Annotated in this window: 10 protein-coding genes; 7 read left to right on the top strand and 3 right to left on the bottom strand. The window is 62.7% G+C overall.

Going from position 1 to position 14,365, the window contains the following annotated elements:
* The first annotated feature begins 48 nt into the window (after positions 1 to 48).
* From dnaA to gyrB, 4 genes are all read left to right on the top strand, one after another.
* Complete coding sequence (gene dnaA, locus GJ672_RS00005; RefSeq protein ID WP_229381981.1) at positions 49 to 1,335, top strand: chromosomal replication initiator protein DnaA; 1,287 nt, start codon at positions 49 to 51, stop codon at positions 1,333 to 1,335.
* Between the two features lie 215 nt (positions 1,336 to 1,550).
* On the top strand, positions 1,551 to 2,651 hold the full coding sequence (gene dnaN / locus GJ672_RS00010) for a DNA polymerase III subunit beta (protein ID WP_154295282.1): 1,101 nt from the start codon (positions 1,551 to 1,553) through the stop codon (positions 2,649 to 2,651).
* Positions 2,652 to 2,653: 2 nt separating this feature from the next.
* A complete protein-coding gene (recF, locus tag GJ672_RS00015; RefSeq protein WP_154295283.1) occupies positions 2,654 to 3,739 on the top strand; it encodes a DNA replication/repair protein RecF in 1,086 nt (361 codons plus the stop codon).
* Between the two features lie 73 nt (positions 3,740 to 3,812).
* Complete coding sequence (gene gyrB / locus GJ672_RS00020) at positions 3,813 to 6,248, top strand: DNA topoisomerase (ATP-hydrolyzing) subunit B (protein ID WP_154295284.1); 2,436 nt, start codon at positions 3,813 to 3,815, stop codon at positions 6,246 to 6,248.
* Here the strand turns inward: gyrB and GJ672_RS00025 are convergent.
* From GJ672_RS00025 to glyQ, 3 genes are read right to left on the bottom strand one after another with little or no spacing between them, the layout of a single operon-like run.
* Positions 6,245 to 6,991, bottom strand: coding sequence for a 1-acyl-sn-glycerol-3-phosphate acyltransferase (locus GJ672_RS00025; RefSeq protein ID WP_154295285.1), 747 nt, complete (start codon positions 6,989 to 6,991; stop codon positions 6,245 to 6,247). The genes gyrB and GJ672_RS00025 overlap by 4 nt on opposite strands.
* Positions 6,992 to 7,019: 28 nt before the next feature.
* A complete protein-coding gene (glyS, locus tag GJ672_RS00030; RefSeq protein WP_154295286.1) occupies positions 7,020 to 9,110 on the bottom strand; it encodes a glycine--tRNA ligase subunit beta in 2,091 nt (696 codons plus the stop codon).
* Positions 9,107 to 10,012, bottom strand: a complete 906-nt coding sequence (gene glyQ, locus GJ672_RS00035) for a glycine--tRNA ligase subunit alpha (RefSeq protein ID WP_154295287.1) — start codon at positions 10,010 to 10,012, stop codon at positions 9,107 to 9,109. The genes glyS and glyQ overlap by 4 nt, the downstream gene beginning before the upstream one ends.
* 258 nt (positions 10,013 to 10,270) lie before the next feature.
* On the opposite strand from glyQ, the gene glnA reads away from it, so the two are divergent.
* From glnA to ntrC, 3 genes are all read left to right on the top strand, one after another.
* The gene (glnA, locus tag GJ672_RS00040; RefSeq protein WP_154295288.1) at positions 10,271 to 11,686 is read left to right on the top strand and encodes a glutamate--ammonia ligase; all 1,416 of its coding nucleotides are present in this window, start codon (positions 10,271 to 10,273) and stop codon (positions 11,684 to 11,686) included.
* Positions 11,687 to 11,909: 223 nt separating this feature from the next.
* Positions 11,910 to 12,971 carry a nitrogen regulation protein NR(II) gene (gene glnL / locus GJ672_RS00045; protein ID WP_154295289.1) on the top strand — a complete coding sequence of 354 codons (1,062 nt, stop codon included), beginning with the start codon at positions 11,910 to 11,912 and terminating at the stop codon, positions 12,969 to 12,971.
* Complete coding sequence (ntrC, locus tag GJ672_RS00050; protein ID WP_154295290.1) at positions 12,964 to 14,358, top strand: nitrogen regulation protein NR(I); 1,395 nt, start codon at positions 12,964 to 12,966, stop codon at positions 14,356 to 14,358. The genes glnL and ntrC overlap by 8 nt, the downstream gene beginning before the upstream one ends.
* The last annotated feature ends 7 nt before the right edge of the window (positions 14,359 to 14,365 follow it).

The following is a 14,365-nucleotide window of genomic DNA, read 5'->3' on the forward strand; positions in this document are numbered from 1 at the left end:
TTGGTCGATCGATTCTGGAAAGGCTGTTTGCAACGCCTGGAACGGGAAATGCCGGACCAGCAGCTCAACACCTGGATTCGGCCCCTGCAGGCTGAAGAATCGGATCATCAGCTGCGGCTCTATGCCCCCAACCGCTTTGTTTGCGACTGGGTCCGCGAACATTTTTACGACCGCATTCAGGAACTGCTGGCAACCCAGCATCCCGACGGCCCGCCAACACTGGCCCTGGAAGTGGGCGGTAGCGGCCCCGCGCCGGTGGCACCGGATACGCCCACGGCGACCGTGGTCAGCGGCACACCCGCCGCCACGCCAAACCGCAGCAACCTCAACCGCGACTTCACCTTCGAAACCTTTGTGGAAGGCAAGTCCAATCAACTGGCAAGGGCGGCCAGCCTCCAGGTGGTCGAAAACCCGGGGACCGCTTACAACCCGCTGTTCATCTATGGAGGCGTCGGCCTGGGCAAGACCCACTTGATGCACGCCATCGGCAATGACCTGCTGGCCCGCCGGCCGGACGCCCGGGTGCTCTATCTGCACTCAGAGCGGTTCGTCGCGGACATGATTCGGGCGTTGCAACACAACGCCATCAACGAGTTCAAGCGTCATTACCGGGGCGTAGACGCGCTGCTGATCGATGACATCCAGTTTTTCGCCCGCAAGGAACGCTCCCAGGAAGAATTCTTCCACACCTTCAACGCGTTGCTGGAGGGCCACCAGCAGGTGGTGATGAGTTGTGACCGTTATCCGAAGGAGGTCAACGGCCTGGAAGAGCGGCTGAAATCCCGTTTCGGCTGGGGGCTGACCATTGCCATTGAACCGCCGGAGCTGGAAACCCGGGTCGCCATCCTGATGAGCAAGGCCGAGCAGGCGGGCACGCCGCTGCCGCCGGAAGTGGCATTTTTCATCGCCAAGCGGATCCGCTCCAATATCCGCGAGCTGGAAGGGGCCCTCAAGCGGGTGGTGGCCAACGCCCATTTCACCGGTTCGGCCATCACCGTGGATTTTGCCAAGGGGGCGCTGCGTGACCTGCTGGCACTGCAGGACAAGCTGGTGACGGTGGAAAACATTCAGAAGACCGTGGCGGAGTACTACAAAATCCGTCTGTCCGATCTGCTCTCCAAGCGCCGCAGCCGTTCCATTGCCCGTCCCCGGCAATTGGCCATGGCGCTTGCCAAAGAGCTCACCAGCCACAGCCTGCCGGAGATCGGTGAAGCTTTTGGTGGTCGAGACCACACCACCGTCATGCACGCCTGTCGCAAAGTTCGGGAATTACGGGAGGCGGACGGCCGGCTGGACGAGGATTATCACAACCTGTCCAGAACCCTGTCATCATGATGTGGATAACCCGTGCACAAAATCTGTCCCCGATTCCATCCACAGGTTGTCCCCGGTTGATACCCAGAAAAAGGGCGCTCTAATCACAGGTTGCAAGCGATGGAAAACCTCATTGAATCAGTTAGTTAAATGACTTGTCCCGCGTTGAAGGGCTGCCTTACTACTATCACAAGTCTTAATATGTACTCCTAACAGAAGAAAGATCGGATATCGCCATGCAGTTCCAAATCGATCGGGATGAGCTCCTCCGTCCACTCCAGTCAGTGATTGGCGTGGTTGAGCGCCGCCAGACCCTGCCCGTGCTCTCCAATGTTCTGTTAAGCCTGGAAGACGGCAAGCTGTCCCTGACCGCTACCGATCTGGAAGTCGAGCTCCGGGCAGAGGTTGAACTGGATTCCGAGGAAACGGGCAGCGTCACCGTACCGGCGCGGAAATTGATGGACATTATCCGAAATCTTCCCGAAGACAGTCGGGTCGCCATCGCGCGGGAAGCCGAGCGAGTTTCCGTCAAGGCCGGCCGGAGCCGTTTTACACTGACCACCCTCCCGCCGGATGATTTCCCGACCGTTGACGCGGTTGAAGCCAGCCATCGGGTCTCGCTGCCCCAGGCACAATTGCGCTGGCTTATCGAAAAGAGTCATTTCGCCATGGCGCTGCAGGACGTCCGCTATTATCTCAATGGCCTCCTGCTGGAACTGGACCCTCAGCGGTTGCGAGCAGTGGCCACCGACGGTCACCGCCTGGCCATGAGCGAACTTGTTCCCACCCTGGATATTGAAGCCCCGACCCAAGTGATTGTCCCCCGTAAGGGTGTCCAGGAAATGCTCCGGCTGCTCGACAACAGCGAGAGCGAGGTGGAGCTGGTGCTCGGCGCGGGCCATGTCCAGCTGTCTCTCCCGGATATCCGCTTCACCTCCAAGCTGATCGACGGCCGTTTCCCGGATTACCAGCGGGTTATTCCTGCCGAGGACGGCCCCTGCGCGGTGATTGATCGGGAAACCCTGCGGAAGGCGCTGGTCCGGGCGTCCATCCTTTCCAATGAAAAATACCGGGGGGTTCGTTTCGGATTTGACGCCGATCAGCTTCAGATTCAGTCCAACAACCCGGAACAGGAAGAGGCCGTTGAGGAAGTCCCGGCGGCCTTTGATGGTGAGTCTGTCGAAATTGGCTTCAATGCCAGTTACATGATGGATGCCCTGGCCGCTATCGATGACGCGACGGTCCACATTTATGTCCGGGATGGCAGCAGTAGCGCGCTGGTGTTGGGTGAAAAGAGTCGCGACGCCCGCTATGTCGTGATGCCGATGCGGCTGTAGCCATGAACCCCTGCCACGAGGAGGACGGGCTTCACCGCCTGTCGTTGCAGGGATTTCGGCATCTCCAGGACGACACCCTCGATCTGGATCCGCGTGCCAACGTCATACAGGGGGCCAACGCCGCCGGGAAGACCAGTTTTCTGGAAAGCATTCATTTCCTGGCCCGCGCCCGTAGCTTCATCACCCACCGCACGGCGCGAATGGTGGCCAAGGGCGCTGAGCGGGTCCTTGTTCATGGGCAGATTCGTGCTGCGAGGACTGAGCACCGGTTGGGGGTGCAATACCAACAGGGCCAGACTCGGGCGCGCCTGGATGGACGCGACGTGCAGGCGTTATCGGAATCCGCGGGCCTGTTGCCCATTCAGGTCATCAACACCGAGGGGCAACGACTGCTGACCGATGGCCCGGCTGGGCGCCGGGCTTTTCTCAATTGGGGTGTGTTCCACGTGGAACACACCTATCGGGATGACTGGCGGCGTTATCAAAAAGCATTGCGGCAACGGAACGCCGCCCTTCGGGCCGGGGACCGGCGATTGGTTGCGGCCTGGGAGCCGGACATGGTGGCGGCCGCCGAAGCCGTGGATCGACGTCGCCAGGCGTTTCTCGAGACGCTTATGCCCCGTGCCATGGCTATCGCCCTCGAATGGTTACCGGCGAGTCAGCCGGGGTGGCAATTCCGGCGGGGCTGGAAAGCCGACCACCCTTTGGCTGAAGTGCTTGCGCAGGGTCGTGAGCAGGAGTTGGCTCAGGGTTTTGCGTTGTACGGCCCTCAGCGTGCGGATCTGCGGCTCACGGCAAATGGAACCGAAGCGGAGGCCAGGCTGAGCCGCGGTCAGCAGAAGCTGTTGGTGGCAGCTTTGCGCATTGCGCTGGTGGAGCAATGGGCAGCCCGCGGGACTTACCGTCCCCTGGTGCTGGTAGATGACTTGCCAGCCGAGCTTGATGCCGAGCATCGTCAGTTCCTGTTGAACTCGTTGCTGGCCTCCGGGGCCCAGGTGTTTCTGACGACCATTGAGTCCGAGCAGTTGCCTGGGGTGGGATCAGCCCGTTGGTTCCACGTGGAACATGGGTGTGTCCGGCGAGACTGAGGGTAGAACCGGTGGGGCAGCGCCACGGGTGGAAATCGGCTATAATTAGGGGCTTAGGCGATAAGGGCTGCAAATGACCGATCAAACGGATTCCACTCAGAACACCGAGTACGATTCCTCGCAAATCAAGGTGCTTCGCGGGCTCGATGCGGTCCGCAAGCGCCCCGGGATGTACATCGGCGACACGGACGATGGCACCGGCCTGCACCACATGGTTTTTGAAGTGGCCGATAACGCCGTTGACGAGGCGCTGGCCGGTTATTGCTCGGAAATTGAAGTGACGCTGCACCGGGACGGGTCGGTCACCGTGGGTGACAACGGCCGCGGAGTGCCGGTGGATATTCATCCCGAGGAAGGACGATCCGCCGCCGAGGTCATCATGACGGTCCTCCACGCCGGGGGAAAGTTCGACAACAACTCTTACAAGGTCTCGGGCGGCCTCCACGGCGTGGGGGTTTCGGTGGTGAATGCGCTGTCGGATCGGCTTCGTCTGGTGGTCAACAAGGCCGGCAAGGTCTACATGCAGGAATACGCCGCCGGGGAGCCGCTGACGCCCCTCAAAGTGGCCGGGGAGACCACCGACAGCGGAACGATCATCACTTTCCATCCCAGCCCCGAAGTCTTCACCAATATCGACTTCAACTACGACATCCTCGCGAAACGGTTTCGGGAGCTCTCCTTCCTCAACCCGGGGGTGCGGATCGCGCTCAAGGACGAACGCAGCGAGAAGGAAGACGTTTTTGAATACGCCGGGGGCATACGCGCCTTCGTTGAGCACCTCAACAAGAACAAGACCCCACTGCATCCGGCGGTTTTTTATCTCAGTACCCAGCGAGATGACATTGTGGTGGAAGTGGCCATGCAGTGGAGCGACTCCTACCAGGAAGCCATCTTCTGCTTTACCAACAACATCCCCCAGAAGGATGGTGGCAGTCACATGTCGGGGTTCCGGGGCGCACTGACTCGAACGTTGAATAACTACATGGACAGCGAGGGGTACAGCAAGAAACTCAAGGTTTCCCCCAGCGGCGATGACATCCGTGAGGGTCTGACGGCGGTGGTATCCGTAAAGGTTCCGGATCCGAAATTCTCATCCCAGACCAAAGAAAAACTGGTGTCCTCGGAAGTGAAAGGAGTGGTGGAATCCACGCTGTCCGAGGCCCTGAACGCTTTTCTTTACGAAAACCCCAATGATGCCCGCGCCATTGTTGAGAAAGTCGTGGATGCGTCCCGCGCTCGGGAGGCCGCCCGCAAGGCCCGGGAGATGACCCGTCGCAAGGGTGCCCTGGATGTGGCGGGTCTGCCGGGCAAGCTGGCCGACTGCCAGGAAAAGGACCCCAGCCTCTCCGAGCTGTACCTGGTGGAGGGTGACTCCGCCGGCGGCTCTGCCAAGCAGGGCCGGGATCGACGGACCCAGGCCATCCTGCCCCTGAAAGGCAAGATCCTGAACGTCGAGAAGGCCCGTTTTGACAAGATGCTGTCCTCCGTCGAGGTGGGCACGCTCATCACGGCCCTGGGCTGTGGCATCGGCCGGGAAGAATTCGACCCGGAAAAGCTGCGCTACCATCGAATTATCCTGATGACCGATGCGGATGTGGATGGCTCTCACATCCGCACCCTCCTGCTGACGTTCTTCTATCGGCAGATGTCGGTGCTGGTGGAGCGGGGGCACGTCTATATCGCCCAGCCGCCGCTTTACAAGGTCAAGCGGGGCAAGCAGGAGCATTACGTCAAGGACGAAGCCGAATTGACCAACTATCTGCTTCAGATGTCGCTGTCCGGCGCTTCTTTGCTGCCCTCCGAGGACACCCCGGTGATCGGGCCGGAGGCGCTGGAGACGCTGATCCGCCAGTACCTTGACACCATGGCGATGATCGATCGCCTGGGGCGTCGCTCCGATCCTCATATCCTTCGGGCCATGGTCAACCTCCCGCCACTGGCCGAGGATGCCCTGCAGGATGGCGAGGCCGTGGCGCAGTGGTTTGAACGGCTGTCCGCCGCCATTAACACGGGATTGCCGACCGGTACGGAGTACCGGGTTCGCACCCAATCCGGGCCGGATGGCGGCTTCCAGGAAGCGGTGGTGACCAAGCGAATGCACGGCATTCTCTACCCCTACACCTTCCCGGCGCCTTTCTTCCTGTCCCGTGAATATCAGACGATCCGCGAGGTGGCGACGGCCCTGGACGGGCTCCTTGGGCCAGGCGCCGAGATTCGCCGGGGCGAGCGTTCCCAGCCCATCGATACTTTCCAGGCCGTGGTCAGCTGGTTGATGGAGGAAGGCAAACGCGGCCTGTCCGTGCAGCGCTACAAGGGGCTGGGTGAGATGAACCCGGATCAGCTCTGGGAGACCACCATGAACCCGGAGACCCGCCGGCTGCTACAGGTCCGCATTGAAGATATCGTCGGCGCGGATGACATCTTTACCACGCTGATGGGCGACCAAGTCGAACCGCGGCGCGAGTTCATCGAGAAAAATGCGTTGCAAGTCAGCAACTTGGACGTCTAGCGCATTAGATCCTGGCGGTGGGCATCGATCCAGTCCTGGGCTTCCTGGGTGACGCTGGCCGGCGTTCGCCCGACGGTGTCGATGGGTGGACCGATTCGAACGTAAATGGTCCCGGGGCGCATGCGCACGCCGTTACGGGGCCAGTGCTCCCCCGCGTTGTGGGCCACCGGTGTGACCGGAACGCCCGCCCGGCAGGCGAGTAGCGCCCCGCCCTGCTGGTAGCGTTCACGCTGACCGGGGAGAACCCGGGTGCCCTCCGGGAACACCACGACCCAGCGGCCGGAGGCCAGGCGCTCCTTTCCCTGTTCCAGAACCTGGCGGAGCGCAGCCCGGGGATCCCGTCGATCGATGGCGATGGGCTCCAGATGGGCCAGTACCCAGCCAAACACGGGAATCTTCAGCAACCCCCGTTTCAGAACCCAGCTCTGGGGGTAGAAATGGAAAACCATGTTCAGGGTTTCCCAGGCGCTCTGGTGATTGGCCAGCACGACGCCGTGGGTGTCTGGGCGGTTTTCCAGCCCCTCCACCTGGACACGGATCCCGCCGATGACCCGCACCAGCCAGTCCACGATCACGCACCAGCGGGTGATCCACCAGTACCGGCGCCGCAATGGCAGAAGAAAAAGCGGCAGGCTGATCAAGGCCCAGATCACCGCGGATAGCGCCAATGCCACGTAAAAAATGGTCCCGCGGATTACACTGCCTTGACGCAATGGCTCCGCGGCATCGGAATGGGTTCTCAACGCCTGTGCTCCAGAATTCGTCGTCCGATCAGGCGCTTTCCGGCAGCGCCGATACGTCGGCGATGGCCAGAAAAAGCCCCTGCAATCGATGCAGCAGTGCCAGCCGGTTAGCTCGCAGGGCCGGGTCATCGGTCATGACCATGACCTCATCAAAGAACCGGTCTACGGGTCCCCGCAGCTCGGCCAGCAAGGCCAGTGCCGCGCTGTATTCCCCGCCCTCGATCCGCTGCTGCACCTCGCCGGCTCGAGCTTCGATGGCATCGTGCAGGGATCGTTCCGCTTCGTCCTCGAGGCGGTGAACGTCCACCTCGGCGGGGGTCCAGTCCTCGGCCCGTCGGAGGATATTGCGGATACGCTTGTTGGCCCCCGCCAGACTGCCGGCGGCCGGCAGCCTGGCAAAGTCCTGGCATGCCCGCAGCCGACGGTCGAAGTCCAGTGGTTCGAAATCGGTGGGAGACAGAGCGGAGCGCACCGCTTCGAAAAGCTCCGCTCCGAATCCGGCTTCCTGATAGATGGCTCGCAGACGCTCCAGACAGAATTCTACCAGAGGCTCCACCTGGGCGGCTGCGTTGACCCCCTCCGGTTGCCGCGCCGCCGCCTCACTGAACAGCTGATGGACGTTAATGGCATGCTCGCCCTCGATCAGGGATCTGAGCAAACCCACCGCGGCTCGACGAAGGGCGAAAGGATCCTTGGCGCCGCTGGGTGCCTTGCCGATGGCAAAAATGCCGATGAGGGTGTCGGCGCGATCCATGACTGCGAGGAGTCGTCCCAAGGGCGTGCCAGCCACGGCATCGCCGGCATGACGGGGCTGGTAGACCTCGTCCAGTGCCGTGGCGACCGCCGGGGACTCGCCATCCTCGAGGGCATAGTAGCGGCCCATGACCCCTTGCAGGTCCGGAAATTCGCCCACCATTTCGGTGAGCAGATCTGCCTTGCAGAGCCGTGCCGCTTTCACCGCATCGTCGGTGGAGGTCTCGAATCGCGACGCATACTCTCCCGCCAGTGCGGCGACCCGCTCGGCCTTGTCCTGCAGGCTGCCCAGGGATTTCTGAAACACCACGGAGCGCAGGCCGGATTCCCGCTCGCCGAGGGGTCGGGCACGATCCTGGTCCCAGAAGAACGCGGCATCCGCCAGTCGGGGGCGTATCACCCGTTCATTGCCGGCGATGACCCGTTGGGGCTCGCGGCTTTCCAGGTTGGCCACCGTAATGAACCGTGGCAGCAGCGCGCCGTTGGCGTCCCGCACCGGGAAATAGCGCTGGTGGCCTTCCATGCTGGAGACCAGCGCTTCGGGTGGCACCCGCAGGAAATCGGCGTCGAAGGTGCCGGAAAGCACCGCGGGCCACTCCACCAGGGCATTCACCTCGTCCACCAGCGCCGGATCCATGACGGCGTGGCCGCCAACCCGCTCACCCTCGGCGCGAACTCCTTCAACGATGTGATCGCGCCGCTCCTGGAGATCGACGAGGACGTAAGCCCCCCGCAGGACGTCGGCGTAGTGGTCAGCGTGGCTGATCTCTACCGGTTCCGGGTGGTGAAACCGGTGACCGCGGCTCTGGCGACCACTGTCCACGCCAAAAAAGCGGGCGGGGACTACGGTTTCACCCAACAACAGCACCACCCAGTGAACCGGCCGCACGAATTCCGTGGTCTGGGCACCCCAGCGCATGCGCTTGGGGATCGGCAGCTGGGTCAGTGCCTGATCAATGATGCCGGGGATCAGGTCGGCGGTGGGCTTTCCCGACTCGACCCCGCTGTGAACCAGCCAGGCCCCGCTGTCGTTCTCGAGTCGATCCAGCTCAGCGACTTCAACGCCACAGGATCGGGCAAAGCCGAGGGCGGCCCGGGTGGGTTCGCCGTCGGCGTCGTAGGCCGCGGCCAGCGCGGGGCCGCGACGCTCGAAGGGCCGATCCGGCTGATGCCGGGCCAGATCCCGGACTTCAACGGCGAGCCGACGGGGCGCCCCATAGGCCCTGATTCCCCCATAAGGGATCTCCGCCCGGGTCAACCCTTGCTCCACCTGATCCCCCAGGGATCGGGTGAGTGAGGACAGGGCGCCCGGGGGCAATTCTTCCATGCCCAGTTCGAACAGCAGGGTGTCGGTGTGCTGCGTCATGCAACGCTCCGATCGCCGCTGTCCGCCCGGCCCAGCGGAAAGCCCAGCGCTTCCCGGGAATCGTAATAGGCCTTGGCCGACGCTCTGGCCATCCCCCGCACCCGAAGGATGTAGCCCTGTCTTTCCGTCACCGAGATCGCATGGCGCGCATCCAGCAGGTTGAAGGTGTGCGAGGCTTTCATGGCCATTTCATAAGCCGGTAGCGGCAGGCCCTGTTCGGCCAGGCGCAGGGCTTCGCTTTCACAGGTGTCGAACCAGCCCAATAGACTGTCGACATCCGCTTCTTCGAAGTTGTAGCGGGACTGCTCCTGCTCGTTCTGAAGATAGACATCGCCATAGGTGACCACACCGTCCGGCCCCTCGGTCCAGACCAGGTCGTAGACGCTCTCCACCTCCTGGAGATACATGGCGATGCGCTCCAGTCCATAGGTGATCTCGCCCATGACCGGGTGGCAGTCCAGCCCACCGGCCTGCTGGAAGTAGGTGAACTGGGTGATTTCCATGCCGTTCAGCCAGACCTCCCAGCCCAGCCCCCACGCCCCCAGGGTGGGTGACTCCCAGTTGTCCTCCACAAACCGGATGTCATGGACCAGCGGATCAATGCCCAGCGCCTTGAGGGACCCCAGATACTGCTCCTGCAGATCGGCCGGTGAGGGCTTGAGGACCACCTGGAACTGGTAGTAATGCTGCAGCCGGTTGGGATTTTCCCCGTAACGGCCGTCGGTGGGCCGGCGCGACGGTTGGACATAGGCCGCCCGCCAGGGCTCGGGGCCGATGGCCTTGAGAAAGGTGGCGGGATGAAAGGTCCCGGCACCCACTTCCATGTCGAGGGGCTGCATGAGCACGCAGCCCCGCTGCGCCCAATAGTTCTGCAGGGCGAGGATCAGGGCCTGAAAGGTCATTGATTCTCCGGCGAATCCGCGAAATGCACCGCAGTATAGCCCGCCGGGCGGCTGGCTGTCAGGCGGCGACCCGTTGGTGGATGCACCAAAAAAGTGCCTCCGCGATTGAAAACGCACACAAACGGTGCATAGTGGCGGCCATTGCTCACTTTGAGATAAAAAACGGCCCGTTTTGGTGCGTTTTTCGACGCTGGCACGGATCGTGCTTACTCTCGGACGGCATAAACAATTGGTATGACAAAGACTGGAGGCCAAACGATGGCAAAGTCCGCCGACGACGTTCTCAAGATGATCGAGGACAACGAGGTCCGCTTCGTGGACCTGCGTTTCACCGACCCCAAGGGCAAGTCCCAGCACGTGACCCTGCCGGCCCACGCCGTGGACGCCGACTTCTTCGCCGAGGGCAAGATGTTCGACGGCTCCTCCATCGAAGGCTGGAAGGGCATTAACGAGTCCGACATGATCCTGATGCCGGATCCGGACACCGCTGTCCTCGACCCCTTCTTCGATGACGCCACCCTGATTCTGGTGTGCAACATCATCGAACCCAACACCATGCAGGGTTACGGCCGGGATCCGCGTTCCATCGCCGAGCGCGCCGAGGCCTACCTGCAGTCCACCGGCATTGGCGATGTCGCCTACTTCGGGCCGGAAAACGAGTTCTTCGTATTCGACGATGTCCGCTGGGGCACGGACATGAGCGGCTCGTTCTACAAGATCGATTCCGCCGAAGCGGAGTGGAACACCGAAAAGGTTTACCCGGACGGCAACATGGGCCATCGCCCGGGCGTCAAGGGTGGCTACTTCCCGGTGCCGCCGGTGGACAGCCTCCACGACATGCGTTCGGCGATGCTCGAGTGCCTGACGGACATGGGCATGACTACTGAGGTGCACCACCACGAAGTGGCCACCGCCGGTCAGTGTGAGCTGGGCGTCGGCTTCAACACCCTGGTGAAAAAGGCCGATGAGGTTCAGACCCTGAAGTACGTGGTGCATAACGTGGCTGCGGCCTACGGCAAGACCGCGACCTTCATGCCCAAGCCGGTGGTTGGCGACAACGGCAGTGGCATGCATGTCCATCAGTCCATCGGCAAGACCGGCGAGATGCTGTTTGCCGGCGACCAGTACGGCGGCCTGTCGGAGACGGCGCTGTATTACATCGGTGGCATCATCAAGCATGCCAAGGCGATCAACGCTTTTGCCAATGCATCCACCAACAGCTACAAGCGTCTGGTTCCGGGTTTCGAGGCGCCGGTGCTGCTGGCCTACTCGGCCCGTAACCGCTCGGCATCGGTCCGGATTCCGTGGGTGTCCAATCCCAAGGCGCGGCGCATCGAGGTGCGCTTCCCGGACAGCACCGCCAACCCGTACCTGTGCTTCGCCGCCATGCTCATGGCGGGCCTCGACGGCATCCAGAACAAGATCCATCCGGGCGACGCCATGGACAAGGATCTCTACGACCTGCCCCCCGAGGAAGAAGCCGAGATCGATAAGGTGGCGTTCTCCCTCGAAGAGGCGCTGGATTCACTGGACAACGACCGTGAGTTCCTCAAGGTCGGCGGCGTGTTCACCGATGACGCCATTGATGGCTATCTTGAGGTGAAGCGCGAGGAAGTGCTGCAGCTGCGCATGACCACGCACCCGGTGGAGTTCGACCTCTACTACAGCGTGTAAGCGGCTTCTCAAGGCGTGTGAACCCCCGCTTCGGCGGGGGTTTTTTTTGCCTGGACATCGCGCTTTGCGGTCCCTCCGAATCCGGTGCGGCCTGGTGTCAGGTCACCGAGTTGCTGATGGCGCTCGCACCATAATGGTGCACAGTCATCGGCCTTCCCCCTATACTGACCCCACCAGTGACCACCATCGCAATGTGGCCCGCTTCTTGCTTCATCGGGGTGCAATGATGAATCAGTCTCGCGACGCCACCATGACCGAAGTCCTCGACAACCTCACCCGCGCGGTGGTGGTGCTCGATGCGGACCGGCGGGTGACACTGCTGAACAGCGCCGCGGAGGGGATGCTGCAAATCAGTGCCCGGCAGATCGAGGGCGAGGCGCTCACCCAGATTTTTCCCGGTGTCACGGTGCTGGATGGGGCCATCAGTCAGGCTCTGGATGAGGGGGCCAGTTACGCGGAGCGCGAGATTCGCCTCAGTCTGGGTGCCGATCGGGTGATTACCGTGGATTGCGCCATCACGCCGTTGCCGGCGCAGCGACTGTTGCTGGAATTCGAGCCGCTGGATCGGCATTTGAGGATTTCCCGGGAGAATCAGTTGATTGCTCAGAACCAGGCCATTCGGGAGCTGATTCGGGGCCTGGCCCACGAGATCAAGAATCCGCTGGGGGGGCTGCGCGGGGCGGCGCAGTTGCTGGAGGCGGAGCTGGGCGACGAGGAGCAGCGGGAATATACCCGCGTGATCATTAACGAGGCGGATCGCCTCCGCACACTGGTCAACGGTTTGCTGGGTCCGGAAACCAAGCCGGATATCCAGCCCACCAACCTGCATGAGGTGCTTGAGCGAGTGCGTCATCTGGCAGTGGCCGAAGCGCCGGCGGCCATCCGCATCACCCGTGACTATGATCCCAGCATTCCGGCCATTCCGGCGTCCGCCGATCAGCTGATCCAGGCCCTGCTCAACCTGGTGCGCAATGCCATGCAGGCGCTGGGCCGCGAGGGAGAGATCACCCTGCGCAGCCGCACCCAGCGGCGGCTGACCATTGGCGGGGCGCAGCATCGCCTGGTGGCACGGGTGGACATTATTGACGACGGCCCCGGCATTCCACCGGCGCTGCAGAACCAGATTTTCTATCCGATGGTGACCGGGCGGGCGGAGGGCAGTGGCATCGGCCTGCCCATCGCGCAGACCCTGGTCAATCAGCACGGCGGCCTGATCGAGTGCAGCAGCGAGCCGGGTTGCACGATGTTTACGGTGTGGCTGCCCCTGGAGGAACACGATGGCTAATACGACGAGCGTCTGGATCGTTGACGACGACCGGTCCATCCGCTGGGTACTTCGCAAGGCGCTGGAGCGGGCCGACATGCAGGCCCGGGACTTTGAAACCGGTGAGGAAGCCATTGCCGCCCTGGAGCGGGAATCACCGGACGTGCTGGTGACGGATATCCGCATGCCGCGCCTCGACGGGTTGACCCTCATGCAGCGGTTTCATGAGCACGACGAATCGCTGCCGGTGATTGTTATCACCGCCCATTCCGATCTGGATGCGGCGGTGTCTGCCTATGAAGGGGGCGCTTTCGAGTATCTGCCAAAGCCCTTTGACGTGGGCGAGGCGGTGGATCTGGTGCGGCGGGCGGCCGCCGCGGCGGAATCCGCGACACCCCCGGAGGCCCGGCGTGAAAACCTGCCGGAGATCATCGGTGAAGCGCCGGCCATGCAGGAAGTCTTTCGGGCCATCGGGCGTCTGTCCCGTTCCAACATCACCGTGCTGATCAATGGCGAGTCGGGCACCGGCAAGGAGCTGGTGGCCGGGTCGCTGCATCGGCACAGCCCGCGGGCGTCAAAGCCGTTCATTGCCCTGAACATGGCGGCCATTCCCCGGGACCTGATGGAGTCGGAGCTCTTCGGTCACGAAAAGGGCGCTTTTACCGGCGCTCATCAGGTGCGCCGGGGGCGTTTCGAGCAGGCGGACGGCGGCACCCTGTTCCTGGATGAAATCGGTGACATGCCCGCTGAGCTGCAGACCCGGCTTCTGCGGGTTTTAGCGGACGGGGAGTTTTACCGGGTGGGGGCGCACACGCCCATGCGGGTGGATGTCCGCATCATTGCCGCCACCCATCAAAACCTGGAGCAGCTGGTTCATGAAGGGCGGTTCCGGGAAGATCTGTTCCATCGCCTCAACGTGATTCGCGTTCACTGTCCGGCGCTTCGGGAGCGGGCCGCGGATGTACCGGCCCTGGCCGAGCATTTCCTGCTGCGCGCGGCCAGAGAGCTGAACGTCGAGCCCAAGCAGCTGACCCCCGCCGTGGAGCAGTGCTTTCAGAGTCTGTCCTGGCCGGGCAATGTCCGCGAGCTGGAAAACACCTGCCGCTGGCTGACGGTAATGGCCAGCGGCCGGGAGGTGCAGATGGACGATCTGCCCCAGGATTTGGTGGGCGATGAAGCGCGCACCGAGCCCGCCATGGATTGGGAGAGCGCACTGGCTCGGTGGGCCGAGAGCCAGTCGGAGCACGGGGCGGGTGCGCTGGGGGAGGCGCAGACGCGGCTGGAGCGGATTCTTATTGAAGCGGCTTTGCGCCGGACCGGCGGCCGCCGCCAGGACGCCGCCCGTTTGCTCGGCTGGGGCCGCAACACCCTCACCCGCAAAATACGGGATCTGCAGCTGCAGGTATGATGGCGGC

The sequence above is a fragment of the Spiribacter sp. 2438 genome (genome assembly GCF_009676705.1).
Classification (GTDB): Bacteria; Pseudomonadota; Gammaproteobacteria; order Nitrococcales; family Nitrococcaceae; genus Spiribacter.

What these genes read in the sequence shown, in the direction of transcription:
- dnaA (WP_229381981.1), top strand. Translation starts at nt 49, where the DNA reads ATGCCGGACCAGCAGCTCAACACCTGGATTCGGCCCCTGCAGGCTGAA.
- dnaN (WP_154295282.1), top strand. Translation starts at nt 1,551, where the DNA reads ATGCAGTTCCAAATCGATCGGGATGAGCTCCTCCGTCCACTCCAGTCA.
- recF (WP_154295283.1), top strand. Translation starts at nt 2,654, where the DNA reads ATGAACCCCTGCCACGAGGAGGACGGGCTTCACCGCCTGTCGTTGCAG.
- gyrB (WP_154295284.1), top strand. Translation starts at nt 3,813, where the DNA reads ATGACCGATCAAACGGATTCCACTCAGAACACCGAGTACGATTCCTCG.
- glyS (WP_154295286.1), bottom strand. Translation starts at nt 9,110, where the DNA reads ATGACGCAGCACACCGACACCCTGCTGTTCGAACTGGGCATGGAAGAA.
- glyQ (WP_154295287.1), bottom strand. Translation starts at nt 10,012, where the DNA reads ATGACCTTTCAGGCCCTGATCCTCGCCCTGCAGAACTATTGGGCGCAG.
- glnA (WP_154295288.1), top strand. Translation starts at nt 10,271, where the DNA reads ATGGCAAAGTCCGCCGACGACGTTCTCAAGATGATCGAGGACAACGAG.
- glnL (WP_154295289.1), top strand. Translation starts at nt 11,910, where the DNA reads ATGATGAATCAGTCTCGCGACGCCACCATGACCGAAGTCCTCGACAAC.
- ntrC (WP_154295290.1), top strand. Translation starts at nt 12,964, where the DNA reads ATGGCTAATACGACGAGCGTCTGGATCGTTGACGACGACCGGTCCATC.